This is a genomic window from Spirosoma aerolatum (genome assembly GCF_002056795.1).
Classification (GTDB): domain Bacteria; phylum Bacteroidota; class Bacteroidia; order Cytophagales; family Spirosomataceae; genus Spirosoma; species Spirosoma aerolatum.
This window is the reverse complement of sequence record NZ_CP020104.1, coordinates 7,484,621-7,499,885: the sequence shown is the minus strand read 5'-3', so window position 1 is coordinate 7,499,885 and position 15,265 is coordinate 7,484,621. Positions and strand designations below refer to the sequence as shown.

Genomic DNA, 15,265 nt, shown 5'->3' with positions numbered 1-15,265 from the left:
TTGCAACATAGAGGATACCTTCTTCAGGAAACCAAATGAATCGACTTGTACTTATTGCTGGTTTTTATCTACTGACTGCTTCAAGCGTTTGGGCGGGCACAATCCGGGGAAGGGCCATTGATGCGGCTACGGGCCAGCCAGTAGTGGGAGCTACATTACTGATAGAAAACACTAAACGTTACAATGTATCAGGGCTGGATGGATCCTTTCTGATTAAGAATGTACCGATTGGCAAGCATACAATCAGAATCAGCTACGTATCCTACCGAACCATGAGTCGTGATGTCGTCCTTACGACTGACGACCAAACAGTTACGCTAGATTTGCTCCTCGAAACGGATACAGATCGCCAACTGACCGAAGTAACAGTGAAGGGCAAACGCGACGGAGCCAGCGACCGTACGGCCCGCGATCTCGAACGAAATGCGCTGCAGGTTACCAACATTGTCTCAGGCCGTACCATCGAACTGTCGCCCGATCTTACCGTTGCCAATGTCATACAGCGTGTCTCGGGCATTTCGATTGAACGGAACAGCAATGGCGACGGCCAGTATGCCATTCTGCGGGGGATGGACAAACGCTACAATTACACACTCGTCAACGGGGTGAAAATTCCCAGTCCTGACAACCGCTACCGCTACGTCCCGCTCGACATTTTCCCGGCCGAACTGCTCGATCGACTCGAAGTCTACAAAGCCCTGACACCAAGCATGGAGGGAGATGCCGTTGGTGGAGCCATCAATATGGTGATGAAAGATGCGCCCGACCACCCCACTATGCTGGCCAATCTTTCGACGGGCTATAGCGAACTGTTTGCCAATCGTCCATTCGTTAGTTTCGATACCAAACACATCAATGCGCAGTCGCCTTATGAGCAGTTTGGAAGCCAGTATAGCGCCAAATTTGCCGACTTCAACAAAGCCTCAACAACCTATACCCGGCAAGCGCCACCGCCCAATCTGCTCGGTAGTTTTGCCATTGGCAACCGATTTTTCAACCGCAAATTGGGAGTCATGCTGGCAGGTAGTCTCCAAAATACGTATCGAGGCAGCAACAGCCTGTTTTTCAATGGTGATGTGGTCGATACATTACGGGGTGTTACCCTCAACAAACAAAGTGAGCGCGAGTACTCCGAACGGCAAACCCGCTATGGAATCCATGCCAAGATGGACTTTCGGGTTAATGAACGAAATAAAATCCAGTGGTTCAACGCACTCATCAGCCTGGCCAATGAGCAAATCCGCGAAACCAAATCGACGGAACTGGGCATTGGCGGTTTCGATCCGGTTCTGGGCAATGCAACCCTGGGTTTTGAAACCCGCTCACGACTGACGAAGCAGAAAATTTACAACAGCACACTTCAGGGAACGCATCAGCTAACGCCCAATTTTGGCATCAACTGGTCAACCGTTTACTCGACGGCGACGAACGAAGTGCCCGATCAAACCTATGTACCCTTGCTGGGTATTCGCCAGAATTTTGTTGAAAAACGAACGACGGTTCAGGATGGGCAACGCCGATGGGAGCATAACTCGGATACGGATCTGGCGGGGTATCTGAACCTAACGCTGAAAACAAACCTGGCGGGTGTAGCCGTCGAATGGCTGGCCGGTGGCCTATACCGTGATAAGCAACGGACTAACTTTTACAATAATTACACACTTCGACCAAGCAACCCGTTTGCCCAATACGGTGTCGATTTCAGTGATTACAACCAGATTGTCTGGACCATTCAGAACCCCCTTGGCTCTGTTGCCTCGGCCCTGAATTACGACGCCAGCGAGAAAACGACATCCGGTTACCTTCAATTCCGCACCACCGATACACCCCTCGAAATTACGGGGGGGGTACGGGTTGAGCATACCGATCAGCACTACGCCATGAAATTCCCGATTGGTGAAGATAACCCAACCGGTAGCCAGGTTTACACCGATTTGTTACCCAGCCTGCACGTCCGCTATCGACCTACCGAGCAAACCAACTGGCGCCTGTCGTACTTCCGGTCCTTGAACCGACCTGGCTTTTTCGAGATTGTCCCCTACCGGATTGTCAACGAAGAGTATCAGGAGCGGGGCAATCCTAATCTGAAGCGGGCCATTGCCGACAATGTGGATTTACGCTACGAGTTTTTTCCACGTCCGCTGGAACAGTTTATGATCGGTCTTTTCTACAAGCACATTCAGGACCCGATCGAATACACGCTGCAAAAAGACGCCATTCGCGGTCAGGATTTGTATTACGGACCGGGCAATTTCGGTAATGCGACCAACTTCGGCCTGGAACTGGATGCCATCAAGTATTTCCGGCAATGGGGGATAAAGGCCAATTACACCTATACAAACTCCAGCATTACCACACCCAAATCGAAGCGTATCCGCAATACACAGGGCGATCTGGAAACGATCACGGTCAATCAAACGCGGGCGTTGTATGGCCAGTCGGCACACGTAGCTAACCTGTCGCTGCTCTACAAAGACACCGAACACGGCTTCGATGGCCAGCTTGCCGCCAGCTACACGGGTGGCCGTATCAATACCGTATCGCAGTTTGTAGATAACGATCTGTATCAGAAAGGCTTTGTCCAGATGGATGCTTCGCTCGAAAAGCGACTTGGCCGAGCCAGTTCAGGCCGAGCCAGTTCAGGCCGAGCCAGTTCAGGCGGGGGATTCCTACTATTTGCCAAAGCCAATAATCTACTGAATACACCCACGGAGATTTTCATCAAGAATGTCAACAGCAAAAATTCAGACATCCCCAACCAAGACATATCGGGCAAGACACTCATCCGCCGTGATTTCTACCAACGCTCGTATGTGCTAGGCATCCGCTACAAGTTATAACCTTTTCGCTGCCACGGCTGCACTCAACAAAAGAAAACAAATTCATAACCAAAACAACGATGAAAAAAGTATTTATCCTGGCTGCGCTATCAGCGGCTGTCTTGATCGGCTGTTCAAAGAGCGACGATTCGAATCAAACGGTAACGCCGACTCCTGTTGTGAAAGACGCCGTTTCGGGCGATGTATCAGGCACCTGGACCAAAGGAAGCACCTACAAAATCACGGGACACCTGCAGGTTCCAGCCAGCCAGTCGCTGGTTATTGAAGAAGGCGTTACTATCGTCTTCAGTGATTCGACCGTAAAGCCAGAATTTATCATCAAAGGGAACCTGTACGTAATGGGAACCTCGGCTAACCCGGTTAAGTTTACCGTTCCCGACGCCTGGAAAACCACCGCCAATCAGTGGGGTAGCCTGTGGGGCGGCCTCATTGCCGCGCCTACCTGCGCCGAACTGCTGCTCGACAATGCCATCCTCGAATATGGCGGTGCCGTAACAACAGAAAGTTCACCGTCGGTAAAAGCGGGTTTATACAAGGCGGCCGCTGGTAACCACGTTCCAGCCATCAACTATTCGAACGTCAATGGCAAGCTGGTGATCGTTAATAGCCGCCTGAACAATCAGAACGAAGATGGTTTCTACATTGAGGGTGGTAAAGTGATCATTGCCAACAACAAGATTTACACACAGGGTGTATCGGGTGGCGATGCCATCAACATCAAATCGGGCGTTCAGGCCGATGTAGCTTACAACCTGATTTATAGCCCAAACACAAACGCACTCAAACTTTCCAACACGGGCGACCGCACTCCGCAAGCGTATGTTGTTGCCTACAATAATACGATTGTGAATGCTGGCTGGCGTCGTCCGACCATCAAAGGAGGATCGATCTGGGTAGAAGTGGGCGTTCGGGCCGAACTATACAATAATTTGCTGGCCAATGACCGTTTCGGGGTAAAACGTGATCCTAAAAACCCAGAAGACAACCGGACTAAAGTGAGTAACAACCTGTATTACGGCTATACGCAGGATGGTGTAACGGGCTTCCAGCCTTCGACCGAAATTCTGACCGGAACCAATGATGTGATCAGCAAAACCGTTGGTGATAACGATCCGAAATTCGTAAACTACCCGCTCTCAACCGATTCTAAAAATGCCATTTTCAACACGGCCTGGGATTTCCGGCTACAAAGCGGTTCTCCAGCTATCGGAAAAGGCATCACAAGTTTTACGCGCCTGTATGCCGATGGTATTTCATTGGCCAATGGTACGCTGTATAAATCGCCTGCTCCTTCGACAACGATTGGCGCTTTCGGAACAAACTAGATTTAAATGCTTGTGACACAGCGATGCGCAGAGGAAAAAGGAGATACACTTTACATCTCGGTGAATCTCGTCATTTCTCGGTGCATCGCTGTGTAGTAACTTTTGCCTATTCATGAAGTTTTATCTAGTCATAACCTTGTCCCTGGTTGCCTGTCAGTCAACTCAGTCAACGGCGCAGCAGGTGGTCAAGCCAGTCATTATTACCGATACCGTTCGTCACGATACCGACGATCCGGCTATCTGGATCAATCCATCCGATCACGCTAAAAGCCTGATTATCGGCACCGATAAGGATCAGGATGGCGGTCTGTATGTTTTCGATCTGAACGGGAAAATCGTCAAGGAAGTCCATGATCTGAAGCGCCCGAACAACGTCGACATTGCCTACGGTTTGAAATTAGCCGGGAAACCTACCGATATTGCTGTAACTACCGAACGATTTACGCATAAGCTCCGAATCTTTTCGCTGCCCGACATGCAGCCTGTCGACAAGGGGGGGCTTGATATGTTTGTGGGCGACACGGCTAGTGGCTTTCGCGATCTGATGGGCATTGCGCTTTACAAGGCGCCATCCGGTATAGTGTATGCCATGGTAGGACGAAAAACGGGGCCTACGACGGGGTCCTATATCGGTCAGTATAAGCTGGAGGATGATGGGTCGGGCCACGTAAAAGCAACGCTGATTCGGAAGTTTGGCACCTATAGCGGTAAGAAGGAAATTGAATCGATAGCAGTCGATAACGAACTAGGCTACGTCTACTATTCCGACGAAGGCGTTGGCGTTCGTAAATACTATGCCGACCCAGAACGAGGAAATAATGAACTAGCTCTGTTTGCCAAAACCGGTTTTGCGGAAGATCATGAAGGCATTTCTATTTATAAAACAGGCCCTAAAACGGGGTATCTGCTTGTATCGGATCAGGGGGCAAATCAATTCCATATTTTCCGACGTGAGGGCGAACCCGGCCGGCCGAACGAACATAAGCTCCTGAAAGTGGTGAAAGTAGCCGCTCAGGTCAGCGACGGCTCCGATGTAACGAATATAGCGCTTGGTAAACAGTTTCCACACGGGTTATTTGTGGCCATGTCGGAAGGCAAAACGTTCCATTATTATCGCTGGGAAGACATTGCTGGGAAGGATCTTAAGTAAGAAACTATTTCAACCTAGCTTACGGATTACCCCAACCCCCTAAAGGGGGCCTAAATCGAATAGAGCGAGGCCGAACCCCCTTTAGGGGGTTGGGGTAATCCGTAAGCTAGGTTGAAATAGCTTCGTCAAAATGACGAAATCAATTCGTATAAATCGCTTTAAGCGGCTGTTGCAGGAGCTGGCTTCGCTTTTTTCGCCTTAGGTGTCGCCTTCGCTTTGGGCTTAGCAGCCTTATTGGCTTTCTTATACAGTTTCACCAGTTTTTTAGCCAGTTTATCGGCCGATTTTTCAATGGCTTTTTTGAATTTCTTCGATGCTGCAGCCGATCCACTTAATTTTGCTTCGATAGATGTAGCAATCGACTCGGCAAGCTCCTTTTTCTTAGCTTTCATTCCTGTGTTTTTGTAGTGTCAGAAGTTAACAAAAAATCTACAAAGAAATACGAAAAAAAAGGCACAAACAAAAGCCCAATATTAAGTTTTTGTTATCAATTTCGGTTCAGACATAACTCATTATCGACGGCCCATCTGCTCACAATGTGGGTATTCTGGGCATATTTCAGCTACCTTCTCCGATTCAGGTGTTAACAAACTCGCTCTATTTAGGTTGATAAAAACGTACTTGAATGGCTTAAACACCTGGTGATGCAGGCTACTGCTAATCCAGACATTCTCTCGACGTTTTCTTTTCAATCGAATTAACCAGATGAGAGCTGCCGTATTCCATAAAATTGGCGATATCCGCGTTGAAAATACCGCTGATCCACGCATTGAAGATGCTCGTGATGCACTGATTCGCGTAACCTCTACGGCCATCTGCGGCTCCGATCTACACATTTATGACGGGTTCATTCCCCAACTGGAAAATGAGGTGATCGGCCATGAGTTTATGGGTATTGTGGAAGAGGTAGGCACTGGTGTCACGAACCTGAAAAAAGGCGATCGGGTGGTCGTTCCCTTTACCATTGCCTGTGGCCATTGCTTTTTCTGTCAGCAGAACCTGCAAATGCAGTGTGAGAACTCAAACCACAAACATTATGGCCCTGATGGGGATCTGCTCAGTGAAAAAGGGGGTGGTTTGTTTGGGTATACCGATCTTTATGGTGGCTACAACGGTGGACAGGCCGAGTATGTCCGTGTACCCTATGCCGATTATGGGCTGCGACACGTCCCCGAATCGCTGAAGGATGAACAGGTGATTTTTTTGACCGATATTTTCCCAACCGGCTGGAGCGCTATCGAATGGGGCGAACTGAAAGGGGGCGAAACAGTGGCTATTTTCGGATCGGGCCCAGTGGGGCTTATGGCGCAAAAATCGGCCTGGATACAGGGCGCAGGCCGGGTAATTGCCATCGACCCACTCAACTATCGACTGGAACGGGCTCGTCGGGTTAATAAAGTTGAAACCCTCAATCCCGACGAGGTCGATGTGGTGGAAGCTATCCGATCCATGACTTCAGGCAGGGGAGCCGATGTCTGTGTCGATGCTGTAGGCATGGAAGCCAATCGCTCGCTGCTCGAAAAAGCCAAAGCCGTTATCAATCTGGAAAAAGGCACCACCAAAGTACTGGAGTTATGCTTTCGGGCGGTACGTCGTGGCGGTATTGTATCGGTCGTTGGCGTATACGGCAGCCCAACCGACAACTTCCCTATTGGGCGCGTGTTCGACAAAGGCATTACCATCCGCACAGGTCAGTCGTTTGTCCATAAAAATATCGACCATTTGCTGGATCTGGTTGTACAAGGCAAGGTGGTACTGGACGATATTATCTCACATATTCTGCCTCTATCCGAAGCCTCCCGTGCATATGAACTTTTCAAAAATAAAGAAGACGATTGCACCAAAGTGGTCTTAAAACCCTGAACATAAAAATGCAGAATGACTAATGAATAATGTTCTGTCCACTCATTAATCCATTAGTCATTCTGCATTATTCATTAAGCCGGCAAAGCGATGGTAAAGGTTGTCCCTTCGCCTTCCCTGCTTTCGACCGTCATGGTACCGTTATGCCCCTTCGTAACAATATCATACGCCAGCGAGAGGCCAAGGCCCGTGCCCTCGCCAGTAGGTTTGGTAGTAAAAAAAGGCTGGAAGATTTTTGACTGAAGTTCTTCAGGTATGCCTGTACCGTTATCGCTTACCGAAATAACCGCTTCTTTATCAATACATCGGGTACGCACCGTTACTGTAGGCTGGTAAGCGGGGCCTTCACCTTTTTTCTGACGCTGATGAACAGCATAGAAGGCATTGGTAAATAAGTTGAGCAGCACCCGACCTATATCCTGCGGAATGACACTAATGGTACCCAGCGAAGCATCCAGATCGGTTTTAAGCTGGGCGTTGAAGGTTTTGTCTTTGGCCCGTAAACCATGATACGCCAGACGCAGGTATTCGTCGGCCAGAGCGTTCAGATCAATTGCCTCCCGCTGCCCGGTGCTGGCCCGCGAATGCTGAAGCATACCTTTTACGATGGAGGCTGCCCGGTTGCCATGCTGGGTGATTTTCTGAAGATTTTGCTTCAGATCGGTCAGAATCTCAGCTTCCAGCTCCACATCCCGGTCGGCTTTAGCCTGTTCTTCACTTAACTCGTCGATCAACTCGATGCTGACTTCGGAGAAATTATTGACAAAATTGAGCGGGTTCTGAATTTCGTGGGCAATACCCGCCGTCAATTCCCCCAGGGAAGCCATTTTCTCACTATGAACCAGTTGGCTTTGAGTGGCTTTCAATTCGACCAGTGCCTGTTCAAGCTCTTCTTTCTGACGGGTAATTTCGGCGGTCCGTTCGGCTACCAGATACTCCAGCTCGTTCTTTTTAGCTTCAATAATTCGGCGTTGCTCCGCTTCTTTTTCGCGTTCAAGCTGCTCTTTCGCCAGGGCCTTTTTCTGGCTATTGGCGATGAACAGAAACGTAACCAGCCAAATAAAAGCAAAGGTCGATGCGGCTTCAAAATAATCGCCATTGGCTTTATAAAACGTCCGGGCCAGATGCCTAAGCAAATCCTTAAAGACAATAAGGAATGAATAGGGGGCAATGCCCAGAAGTAACATCTTTGCTGGGCGAAAAGCAGGTAGTTGCCAGACGGTATAGTAAACAGAACCAATAATGATGAGTTGATACCAGATGAGCCAGGGATCAGGGAACACCTCGCCCAGGGCCATCAGTACAAACCCGGAGAGCCATACATTTTTGAAATAAATATCCCATCTAGGCAGCCGCGTTTCCGTTTCCAGTAGTTTTCGAGTATACCGAATGACGGCTACAGCCATGCCGACTGCTATATAGGATTCACCATCTGACCAGTTCATATAGGTGCTTTTTAACGATCTGTACCGCTTACCAGATAGTTATGATTCGTAAGACGTACGTCTTAAACAGCTACCAAAGCTACCAAATCAATCAACGATTCTACTTAGCGGCCAATAATTCATTCTGACGCCGGATTCGCCCCGACAGGCTCCGAACAATACTCCGTAAGATTTCGCCCCGCTCTTCCATCAGGTCGTAGAAATCATCCTGATCGATCCGTAGCAGTCGAACATCGGTAACCGCTTCGACCGTAGCCGAACGCGCTTCGGTATCCAGCAGAGCCAATTCGCCAAAGAAATCGCCCCGGCCAAAACGAGCCAGTTCCGTTTCGCCATCTAATACGACCACCTCGCCCGTATAGATCACGTACATGCCTGTTCCAAGATCACCTTTATGAAAAACAGGTTCACCGGCCGAGTACTGTTCCTCTTTCATAATGGGTGTGATACTGGCCAGGACATTTTCGGGGGTATCGGCAAATAGCCGGGTTTGCGACAAAAGCAGCACCCGGTCATAGGCGGCAATCTGTTCGGCCGAATTCGTTGAATGACTCATGAGCAAAGGAGATAAGGCGGTAAATCGAGCCTGAAGGGATTCACGGGCTACCAGAGCCTCGTTTGCGGGTAAGTTGCGTAAAACCTCATTGATTGTCCAGGCCGAAAAGGTCGTTTCGCCTTTTCGGAGAATAAAAGCCCGAACCGACTCGGCACCTTCAAACGGTTCCAGTTCTTTATCCAGAATCTCTACCTTTTCAGACCGTGGCAGATCGTCGACCAGAACCTGCAATGTCTGATACGTAGCTCGGGGAATCAGGTTATCCAGCATTTCAAGGGCATTGGCACGACGTTCACGGGCTGGATGCCCGATACCCATACGCGCTCCGGCAATGGTTTCCGAATCGTAAAGCTGAGTCAGTATATCAAACAGCCGCTGAAGTAGTACCGACAGTTCGTAATCAAGCGTTTTAGCCAGATCCGGTTCGGTCATACTACCATGGAGTAATCGTTGGGCCAGCAAAACCTCTTCCTGTAACAGCGCTTTGAATACAGCATCGTCGGCCGGTTCGTTTGGAAAACGGCGTAACGCCCGCAAGGCCGCCCCCCGAATCAGCAGATCCGGTTCCTGCGCCAAACTGTTTAGCAACTGGCGACTTTCTGGCGTATTGATACTCCCACTAATAGCAGCTATCCGTTGGATAGTTAGCCGATCAGTACTTGATCGACGAACCCGTTTCAAAGCAGGAATCAGGTCCGGCCCCTGCGCTTTTAGCGATTGTACCACAATACGACCAATGGTTTCATCGGTCAGATGTTGCAGCAAATACTGCGTGAGTGCTTCGTTGGTCAAACGACCAGCGGTCAGAAGAGCCGTTTTGGCAATGACTGGATACGGACTCGCCAAACGCTCTCTGACGGTAGACGCAAACTCATTCAGTCGTAACGCACCAATCAGATTTAGAGCTATTTCCTGATGCGCCGGGTCCGTATCACTGGCAAGCCGTGCAAGGCTATGCTCAGCGGCTGTATCATGCGGATTCAGTTCCAGAACGCCTTTCACAGCCCCCTGCCGAATATTAATGTCGGTATGATTAACTAACGGAGCCAGCTCAGCCGCTTCAACATTGATCCGACGCCCCAGCAGATAAGCCGCCTGCTGACGGAGTGTTGGTTCGGGATCGGCCAGGGCAATGTGCATAAGCTGACGCGTAGGAACAGGCTGGCTGGAATGAGTTAGTGTAGCCAGCGTTCGCCGTCGTATGGCAGACTCGGCATGGGTTAACAATGCCGGAATATGCGTCATCAGTTCAGTAGGTTTATGCTGATCAAGCCAGCTTATAGCCGTTAGCACATCATCGGTACGGGGGCTTTTCAATTGATCGACCAGACTTTTCTGTGCTACTGTTGGCATCGCCAGTTGGTCACGCTCCAGAAAGCGACGGCCAATAGCATCGTTCAGTTCGAGCAGATACCGCGTATAGGTGTGGCGCAATAACCAGACCGCTCCCGCCAACAAAGCAATCCAGATCAGCGCACCTCTCGATTCGAGGGTTGTGTGCAACACAAAGAGGACCAGACCAGCAAACCCCAGGCCAATTGGCTCATAAAGTCCTTTCGCCAGCGTATGCCCTTTTAGGCGCTGGGGTGGTAGCAGCGGTTGAAACAATACCAGAAAAACAGGGTCGAACAAGGCCCGACGTGCTACCTCAAACAGCAAATACAGCGCACAGAAATATACCAGCAATACGGTTTCCGTAGCTGCCATCATCCGCAAAATGGTTAACCCAGCCAGTCCAGCCAAAGCAACCCAGGGCAATACCAGTAAGGACCGCTGAACCCCGAATCGATCAAGTACCTTTCGCGACATAATCAGTTTGACCAGCATGGCAATACCATAGGTTAGTGCCAATACGTAGCTCACATACCGAATCACATCGGTCTGATCGTGAAAGCGGTGCTTTACGTTGATGAAAAAGTTATACTCGATTTCGGTTGCTACCGAGGCCAGAATCGCCAGACTCAGGCACATATAAAAAATCAGTTCGCTCCCGCCAAAGCGTTTCCCAATCAATCGGGATGGCTCGCGCCCCAGAGCCCGGTCCGACTTGTGCGGAGCATGGACATCGTGCGACTGAATGGTTAGCCGTAATACGTATAATGAGGCCATAAACGCCCCAAAAGCAACCAGCAACAACCGCAATACATCGGCATGCGCATGTACCAGAGCGGCCAGAATGGCCCCCAGGGCTTTGGCAGGCATATCGCCCGAACTAATTACGCCAAATAGCCGCTTACTCTGCCGCGTATCGAACACCACCGCCGATACCCCCCAGAATTCAAGATTGGTCAGTAGATAAATGACCCGATAGCCCGTCATAATCGCTACTGCAGCCGCTACTGAATGCCCAACGACCACCAAAATACCGACAACTATGGTCATAACAACTGCTGACAACAGTACACGGGCAGCCAGCGTTTGCAGCGTCAGGTGATGCTCGTAGTAGGCATAGATCCGTCCCACTACGATCATAGCAGCCGCCGAAGCCAGGTAAGCAATCGGCAAACTCGTTTCGGGATGGTTTTCGAGCAGGATGGCATTGGCTGCTACATAGATTAGGATGGTGCCAATACCCAGCAGGAAGTTGTGTATAAAAAATAACCCTACCGTTCGTCCTTCCTCGGGCCGAATGCCCAGCATGCGCTGCCATCGTTGCGTTGAAGGAGGGAGTGGATACGTAGCGTCTGCACCAACAGTCATAAGCAAGCGAACTAGGCGATTTATGGCCAAATATACGCATCAGTCCACCACATGCTGCCAATAGGCTATCAGAATCAGCAAGCCAGAAAGCTTCTTGACGCTTTTTAACACCAATACATTAAGCCATTTTTAATACAGGATTAACAACAGGTTAATCTATTGTCACGATTCTTGTAGTGCATTCTTCATGAGTACAACAGCTTTCTATACCTGCCAACATAGTGTTTCACCTGATTGCAACAGATTAATGTTGGCCGGGTAGCGATTAGAATTAGTGAACAATGCCAGTTACCTTGTTGATTGGCCCGTTGCCTACCGACAATTGGCAAATCAGGTGTTTAGCTATTCAGTAAAAAAAGCCACTCCGCTGGGGTGGCTTTTTTACTGATACAATCTCCACAAAATGTGTTTATATTGATGTCAACTAAAATTCATTTACATCTGTTCTACGTACAAGCGCGTCTTTCTCAAAGTCATAGGATAAAAACCATAAAATTTGGGTCAAGTGTGTAACTGATACACTACCTTTGCAGGTCAAAACAACGACGCGTCCCCGTCATGGATCAGTATTCATATATTGCCAACTCTGATGCCGCTTACGTCGATCAACTCTATCAGTCTTATAAGCAAGACCCTCAATCAGTTGATGAAAGCTGGCAACAATTTTTCAAAGGATTTGAATTTTCATTAACCTACGGCGAAACAGCCGGAGCAAGTAAGTCAAACGGCACCTCATCGAACGGTATACCGGCTAATGGAAACGGACAGGCTACAGCCAGTAAACCTGTCGACGCATCGCATGCTGAAAAAGAGGTTTCTGTAGCTAGCCTGATTAAAGCGTACCGCTCACGCGGACACCTACTGGCAAAAACAAATCCGCTTAAAGACCGCAAAGACCGGCAACCCCGCGTCGATTTGCCCGACTACGCCCTTTCTGAAGCCGATCTGGATACTGTATTCGAATCAGGCAAACTCCTCGGTATCGGACCCGCTACGCTACGGGTCATTATGGATTCGCTGCGGAAAATTTACGCAGGTGAAATCGGTTTCGAGTACATGTATATCCGCGAACTGGATGTTAAAAACTGGCTGCGGAATAAAATCGAAAAGGAAGCGCTCGTTTTTGAACCCACACTCGACGAGAAAAAACGGATTCTTGAGAAACTCAACGAAGCCACTGTCTTTGAAAATTTCTTAGCCACTAAATATTTAGGTCAGAAACGCTTTTCGCTCGAAGGGGGCGAAGTAACGATTCCGGCGCTCGATACCATCATCAGCCAGGCCGCCGACATGGGCGTTGAGGAAGTGATGATTGGTATGGCACACCGGGGTCGTCTGAACGTACTGGCCAATATCCTGGGTAAATCCTACGAATCTATTTTCGATGGTTTTGAAGGCAACGTACCCGAGCAGGTTCATGGTGATGGCGACGTAAAATATCACCTCGGCTATTCAAGCCTGACCGAAACCAAATCAGGCAAGCAGATTAGTGTGAAACTGGCCCCGAACCCATCGCACCTCGAAGCAGTAAACCCCGTTGTCGAAGGGTTTGTCCGGGCACAAGCCGACGAAGAGTACAAGGGCGACTTTACCAAAATCCTGCCGATCCTGATCCATGGTGATGCGGCTGTGGCAGGTCAGGGTATTGTCTATGAGGTTACCCAGATGGCCAAACTGGCGGGTTATCAAACCGGTGGTACTGTCCATTTTGTGATCAACAACCAGATCGGATTTACCACCGATTTCGAAGATGCCCGTTCATCGATCTATTGCTCCGACGTGGCCAAGATCGTGGATGCGCCGATCTTCCACGTAAATGGCGATGACCCGGAAGCGGTAATTTTCTGCGCCAAACTGGCGGTTGAGTTCCGCGAGAAATTCAACCGGGACGTATTCATCGATATGGTTTGCTATCGTCGGTACGGGCATAACGAGTCCGATGAGCCGAAGTTTACGCAGCCAACGATGTACAATATCATTGACAAACACGCTAATCCACGCGAAATCTATAAAGAACTGCTCATCAAGCGGGGCGATGTAGATGCTGAACTGGCGCAGCGAATGGATACTGAATTTAAGAAGCAGTTGCAGGATCGGCTGGATCGCGTGAAGCAAAAAGCCGAAATTCCCTATAAACCCCTTCGTCTGGACCGTGACTGGGCCGAGTTACGTTTCAGCGAGCCTGCCGATTTCGAAAAATCGCCCGAAACCGGTGTTTCGACCGATGTGCTCGACACGATTGGGAAAGCACTGGTTAAACTACCCGAAGGCTTTAAGCCGCTGAAACAGATCGACAAGCTGCTAAAAGATCGGCAGGCTATGCTGAACGACACCAAAACCGTGAACTGGGGCACAGCCGAATTGCTGGCTTATGGATCGATTTTGCTCGACGGAAAGCCAGTCCGGTTAAGTGGACAGGATGTTCAGCGGGGTACGTTCTCGCACCGCCACGCAGTGTTGCACGATGCCGAAACCAATCAGACCTATTCGTCGCTCGACTTCATCAAAGAAGGGCAGCCGAAGTTTCAGATTTACAACTCGCTGTTGTCTGAATACGGTGTACTCGGCTTTGAGTATGGCTATGCAATGGCTACGCCGAATGCACTCGTCATCTGGGAAGCGCAGTTTGGGGATTTCTCAAACGGTGCCCAGTTGATCATCGACCAGTTCATTGCGGCTGGCGAATCGAAATGGGGTATTCAAAACGGGGTTGTGATGTTGTTACCTCACGGTTACGAAGGCCAGGGACCGGAGCACTCCAACGCCCGGCCAGAGCGCTATCTGCAATTGTATGCCGAATACAATATGACGGTGGCCAACATTACCACGCCAGCCAATCTGTTCCACGCAATGCGTCGACAGTTAGCCTGGTCGTTCCGTAAGCCACTGGCCATCATGTCGCCCAAGTCACTGCTTCGTCATCCGAAGTGCATTTCTCCGCTCGAAGACCTGACCAAAGGCTCATTCCAGGAGATCATTGACGATAGCTACGCGCAGGCCAAAAAGGTAAAACGCGTACTCTTCTGCACGGGTAAAGTGTATTATGACCTACTCGAAAAGCAACAGGCCGACCAGCGTGACGATGTAGCCATTGTTCGTCTGGAGCAACTGGCTCCGCTGCCTAAAACGCAACTGGATGCCATCCTGGAGAAGTATAAAAAGGCGGAGAAATTCTGGGTGCAGGAAGAACCCGAAAATATGGGTTACTGGACGTACTTATTGCGGGTAGGTGTACATTTGCCAATCATTTCGCGCAAGGCTGCGGCATCTCCCGCAACCGGTTATCCAAAAATTCATACTCAGGAACAAGCCGATATCGTTCGGAGAGCGTTTGAATAAACATCCGGGTTTCGGTTTACAGTTTACAGTTGTCAGTTATCATATTC

8 protein-coding genes are annotated in these 15,265 nt (G+C 49.6%); 5 read left to right on the top strand and 3 right to left on the bottom strand.

What is annotated here, in order from left to right:
• Nucleotides 1-35: 35 nt before the first annotated feature.
• The 3 genes from B5M13_RS31230 (at nt 36) to B5M13_RS31220 (ending at nt 5,315) form a co-directional block, all read left to right on the top strand.
• Nucleotides 36-2,840 (top strand): TonB-dependent receptor, encoded by a 2,805-nt coding sequence (locus B5M13_RS31230; protein WP_080059388.1) that lies wholly within the window; start codon nt 36-38, stop codon nt 2,838-2,840.
• Nucleotides 2,841-2,899: 59 nt separating this feature from the next.
• Nucleotides 2,900-4,165 carry a hypothetical protein gene (locus tag B5M13_RS31225; RefSeq protein ID WP_080059387.1) on the top strand — a complete coding sequence of 422 codons (1,266 nt, stop codon included), beginning with the start codon at nt 2,900-2,902 and terminating at the stop codon, nt 4,163-4,165.
• A 112-nt stretch (nt 4,166-4,277) separates the two neighbouring features.
• Complete coding sequence (locus B5M13_RS31220; RefSeq protein WP_080059386.1) at nt 4,278-5,315, top strand: phytase; 1,038 nt, start codon at nt 4,278-4,280, stop codon at nt 5,313-5,315.
• A gap of 158 nt (nt 5,316-5,473) precedes the next feature.
• On the opposite strand, the gene B5M13_RS31215 is transcribed toward B5M13_RS31220, so the two are convergent.
• A complete protein-coding gene (locus B5M13_RS31215) occupies nt 5,474-5,707 on the bottom strand; it encodes a hypothetical protein (protein WP_080059385.1) in 234 nt (77 codons plus the stop codon).
• Nucleotides 5,708-6,020: 313 nt separating this feature from the next.
• Between B5M13_RS31215 and B5M13_RS31210 the strand changes: the two genes are divergently transcribed.
• Nucleotides 6,021-7,178, top strand: coding sequence for a zinc-dependent alcohol dehydrogenase (locus tag B5M13_RS31210; RefSeq protein WP_080059384.1), 1,158 nt, complete (start codon nt 6,021-6,023; stop codon nt 7,176-7,178).
• Nucleotides 7,179-7,252: 74 nt separating this feature from the next.
• Here B5M13_RS31210 and B5M13_RS31205 read toward each other — a convergent pair whose 3' ends face one another.
• Together B5M13_RS31205 and B5M13_RS31200 are read right to left on the bottom strand one after the other, a co-directional pair.
• The gene (locus tag B5M13_RS31205; protein WP_080059383.1) at nt 7,253-8,623 is read right to left on the bottom strand and encodes a sensor histidine kinase; all 1,371 of its coding nucleotides are present in this window, start codon (nt 8,621-8,623) and stop codon (nt 7,253-7,255) included.
• 100 nt (nt 8,624-8,723) lie between these two features.
• Nucleotides 8,724-11,879 (bottom strand): cyclic nucleotide-binding domain-containing protein, encoded by a 3,156-nt coding sequence (locus B5M13_RS31200; protein ID WP_080059382.1) that lies wholly within the window; start codon nt 11,877-11,879, stop codon nt 8,724-8,726.
• 558 nt (nt 11,880-12,437) lie between these two features.
• Here B5M13_RS31200 and B5M13_RS31195 point away from each other — a divergent pair.
• Nucleotides 12,438-15,218, top strand: coding sequence for a 2-oxoglutarate dehydrogenase E1 component (locus B5M13_RS31195; protein ID WP_080059381.1), 2,781 nt, complete (start codon nt 12,438-12,440; stop codon nt 15,216-15,218).
• The last annotated feature ends 47 nt before the right edge of the window (nt 15,219-15,265 follow it).

Excerpts from the sequence above, each read along its gene's own strand:
- B5M13_RS31230 (WP_080059388.1), top strand. The coding sequence starts at position 36 with ATGAATCGACTTGTACTTATTGCTGGTTTTTATCTACTGACTGCTTCA.
- B5M13_RS31225 (WP_080059387.1), top strand. The coding sequence starts at position 2,900 with ATGAAAAAAGTATTTATCCTGGCTGCGCTATCAGCGGCTGTCTTGATC.
- B5M13_RS31220 (WP_080059386.1), top strand. The coding sequence starts at position 4,278 with ATGAAGTTTTATCTAGTCATAACCTTGTCCCTGGTTGCCTGTCAGTCA.
- B5M13_RS31215 (WP_080059385.1), bottom strand. The coding sequence starts at position 5,707 with ATGAAAGCTAAGAAAAAGGAGCTTGCCGAGTCGATTGCTACATCTATC.
- B5M13_RS31210 (WP_080059384.1), top strand. The coding sequence starts at position 6,021 with ATGAGAGCTGCCGTATTCCATAAAATTGGCGATATCCGCGTTGAAAAT.
- B5M13_RS31205 (WP_080059383.1), bottom strand. The coding sequence starts at position 8,623 with ATGAACTGGTCAGATGGTGAATCCTATATAGCAGTCGGCATGGCTGTA.
- B5M13_RS31200 (WP_080059382.1), bottom strand. The coding sequence starts at position 11,879 with ATGACTGTTGGTGCAGACGCTACGTATCCACTCCCTCCTTCAACGCAA.
- B5M13_RS31195 (WP_080059381.1), top strand. The coding sequence starts at position 12,438 with ATGGATCAGTATTCATATATTGCCAACTCTGATGCCGCTTACGTCGAT.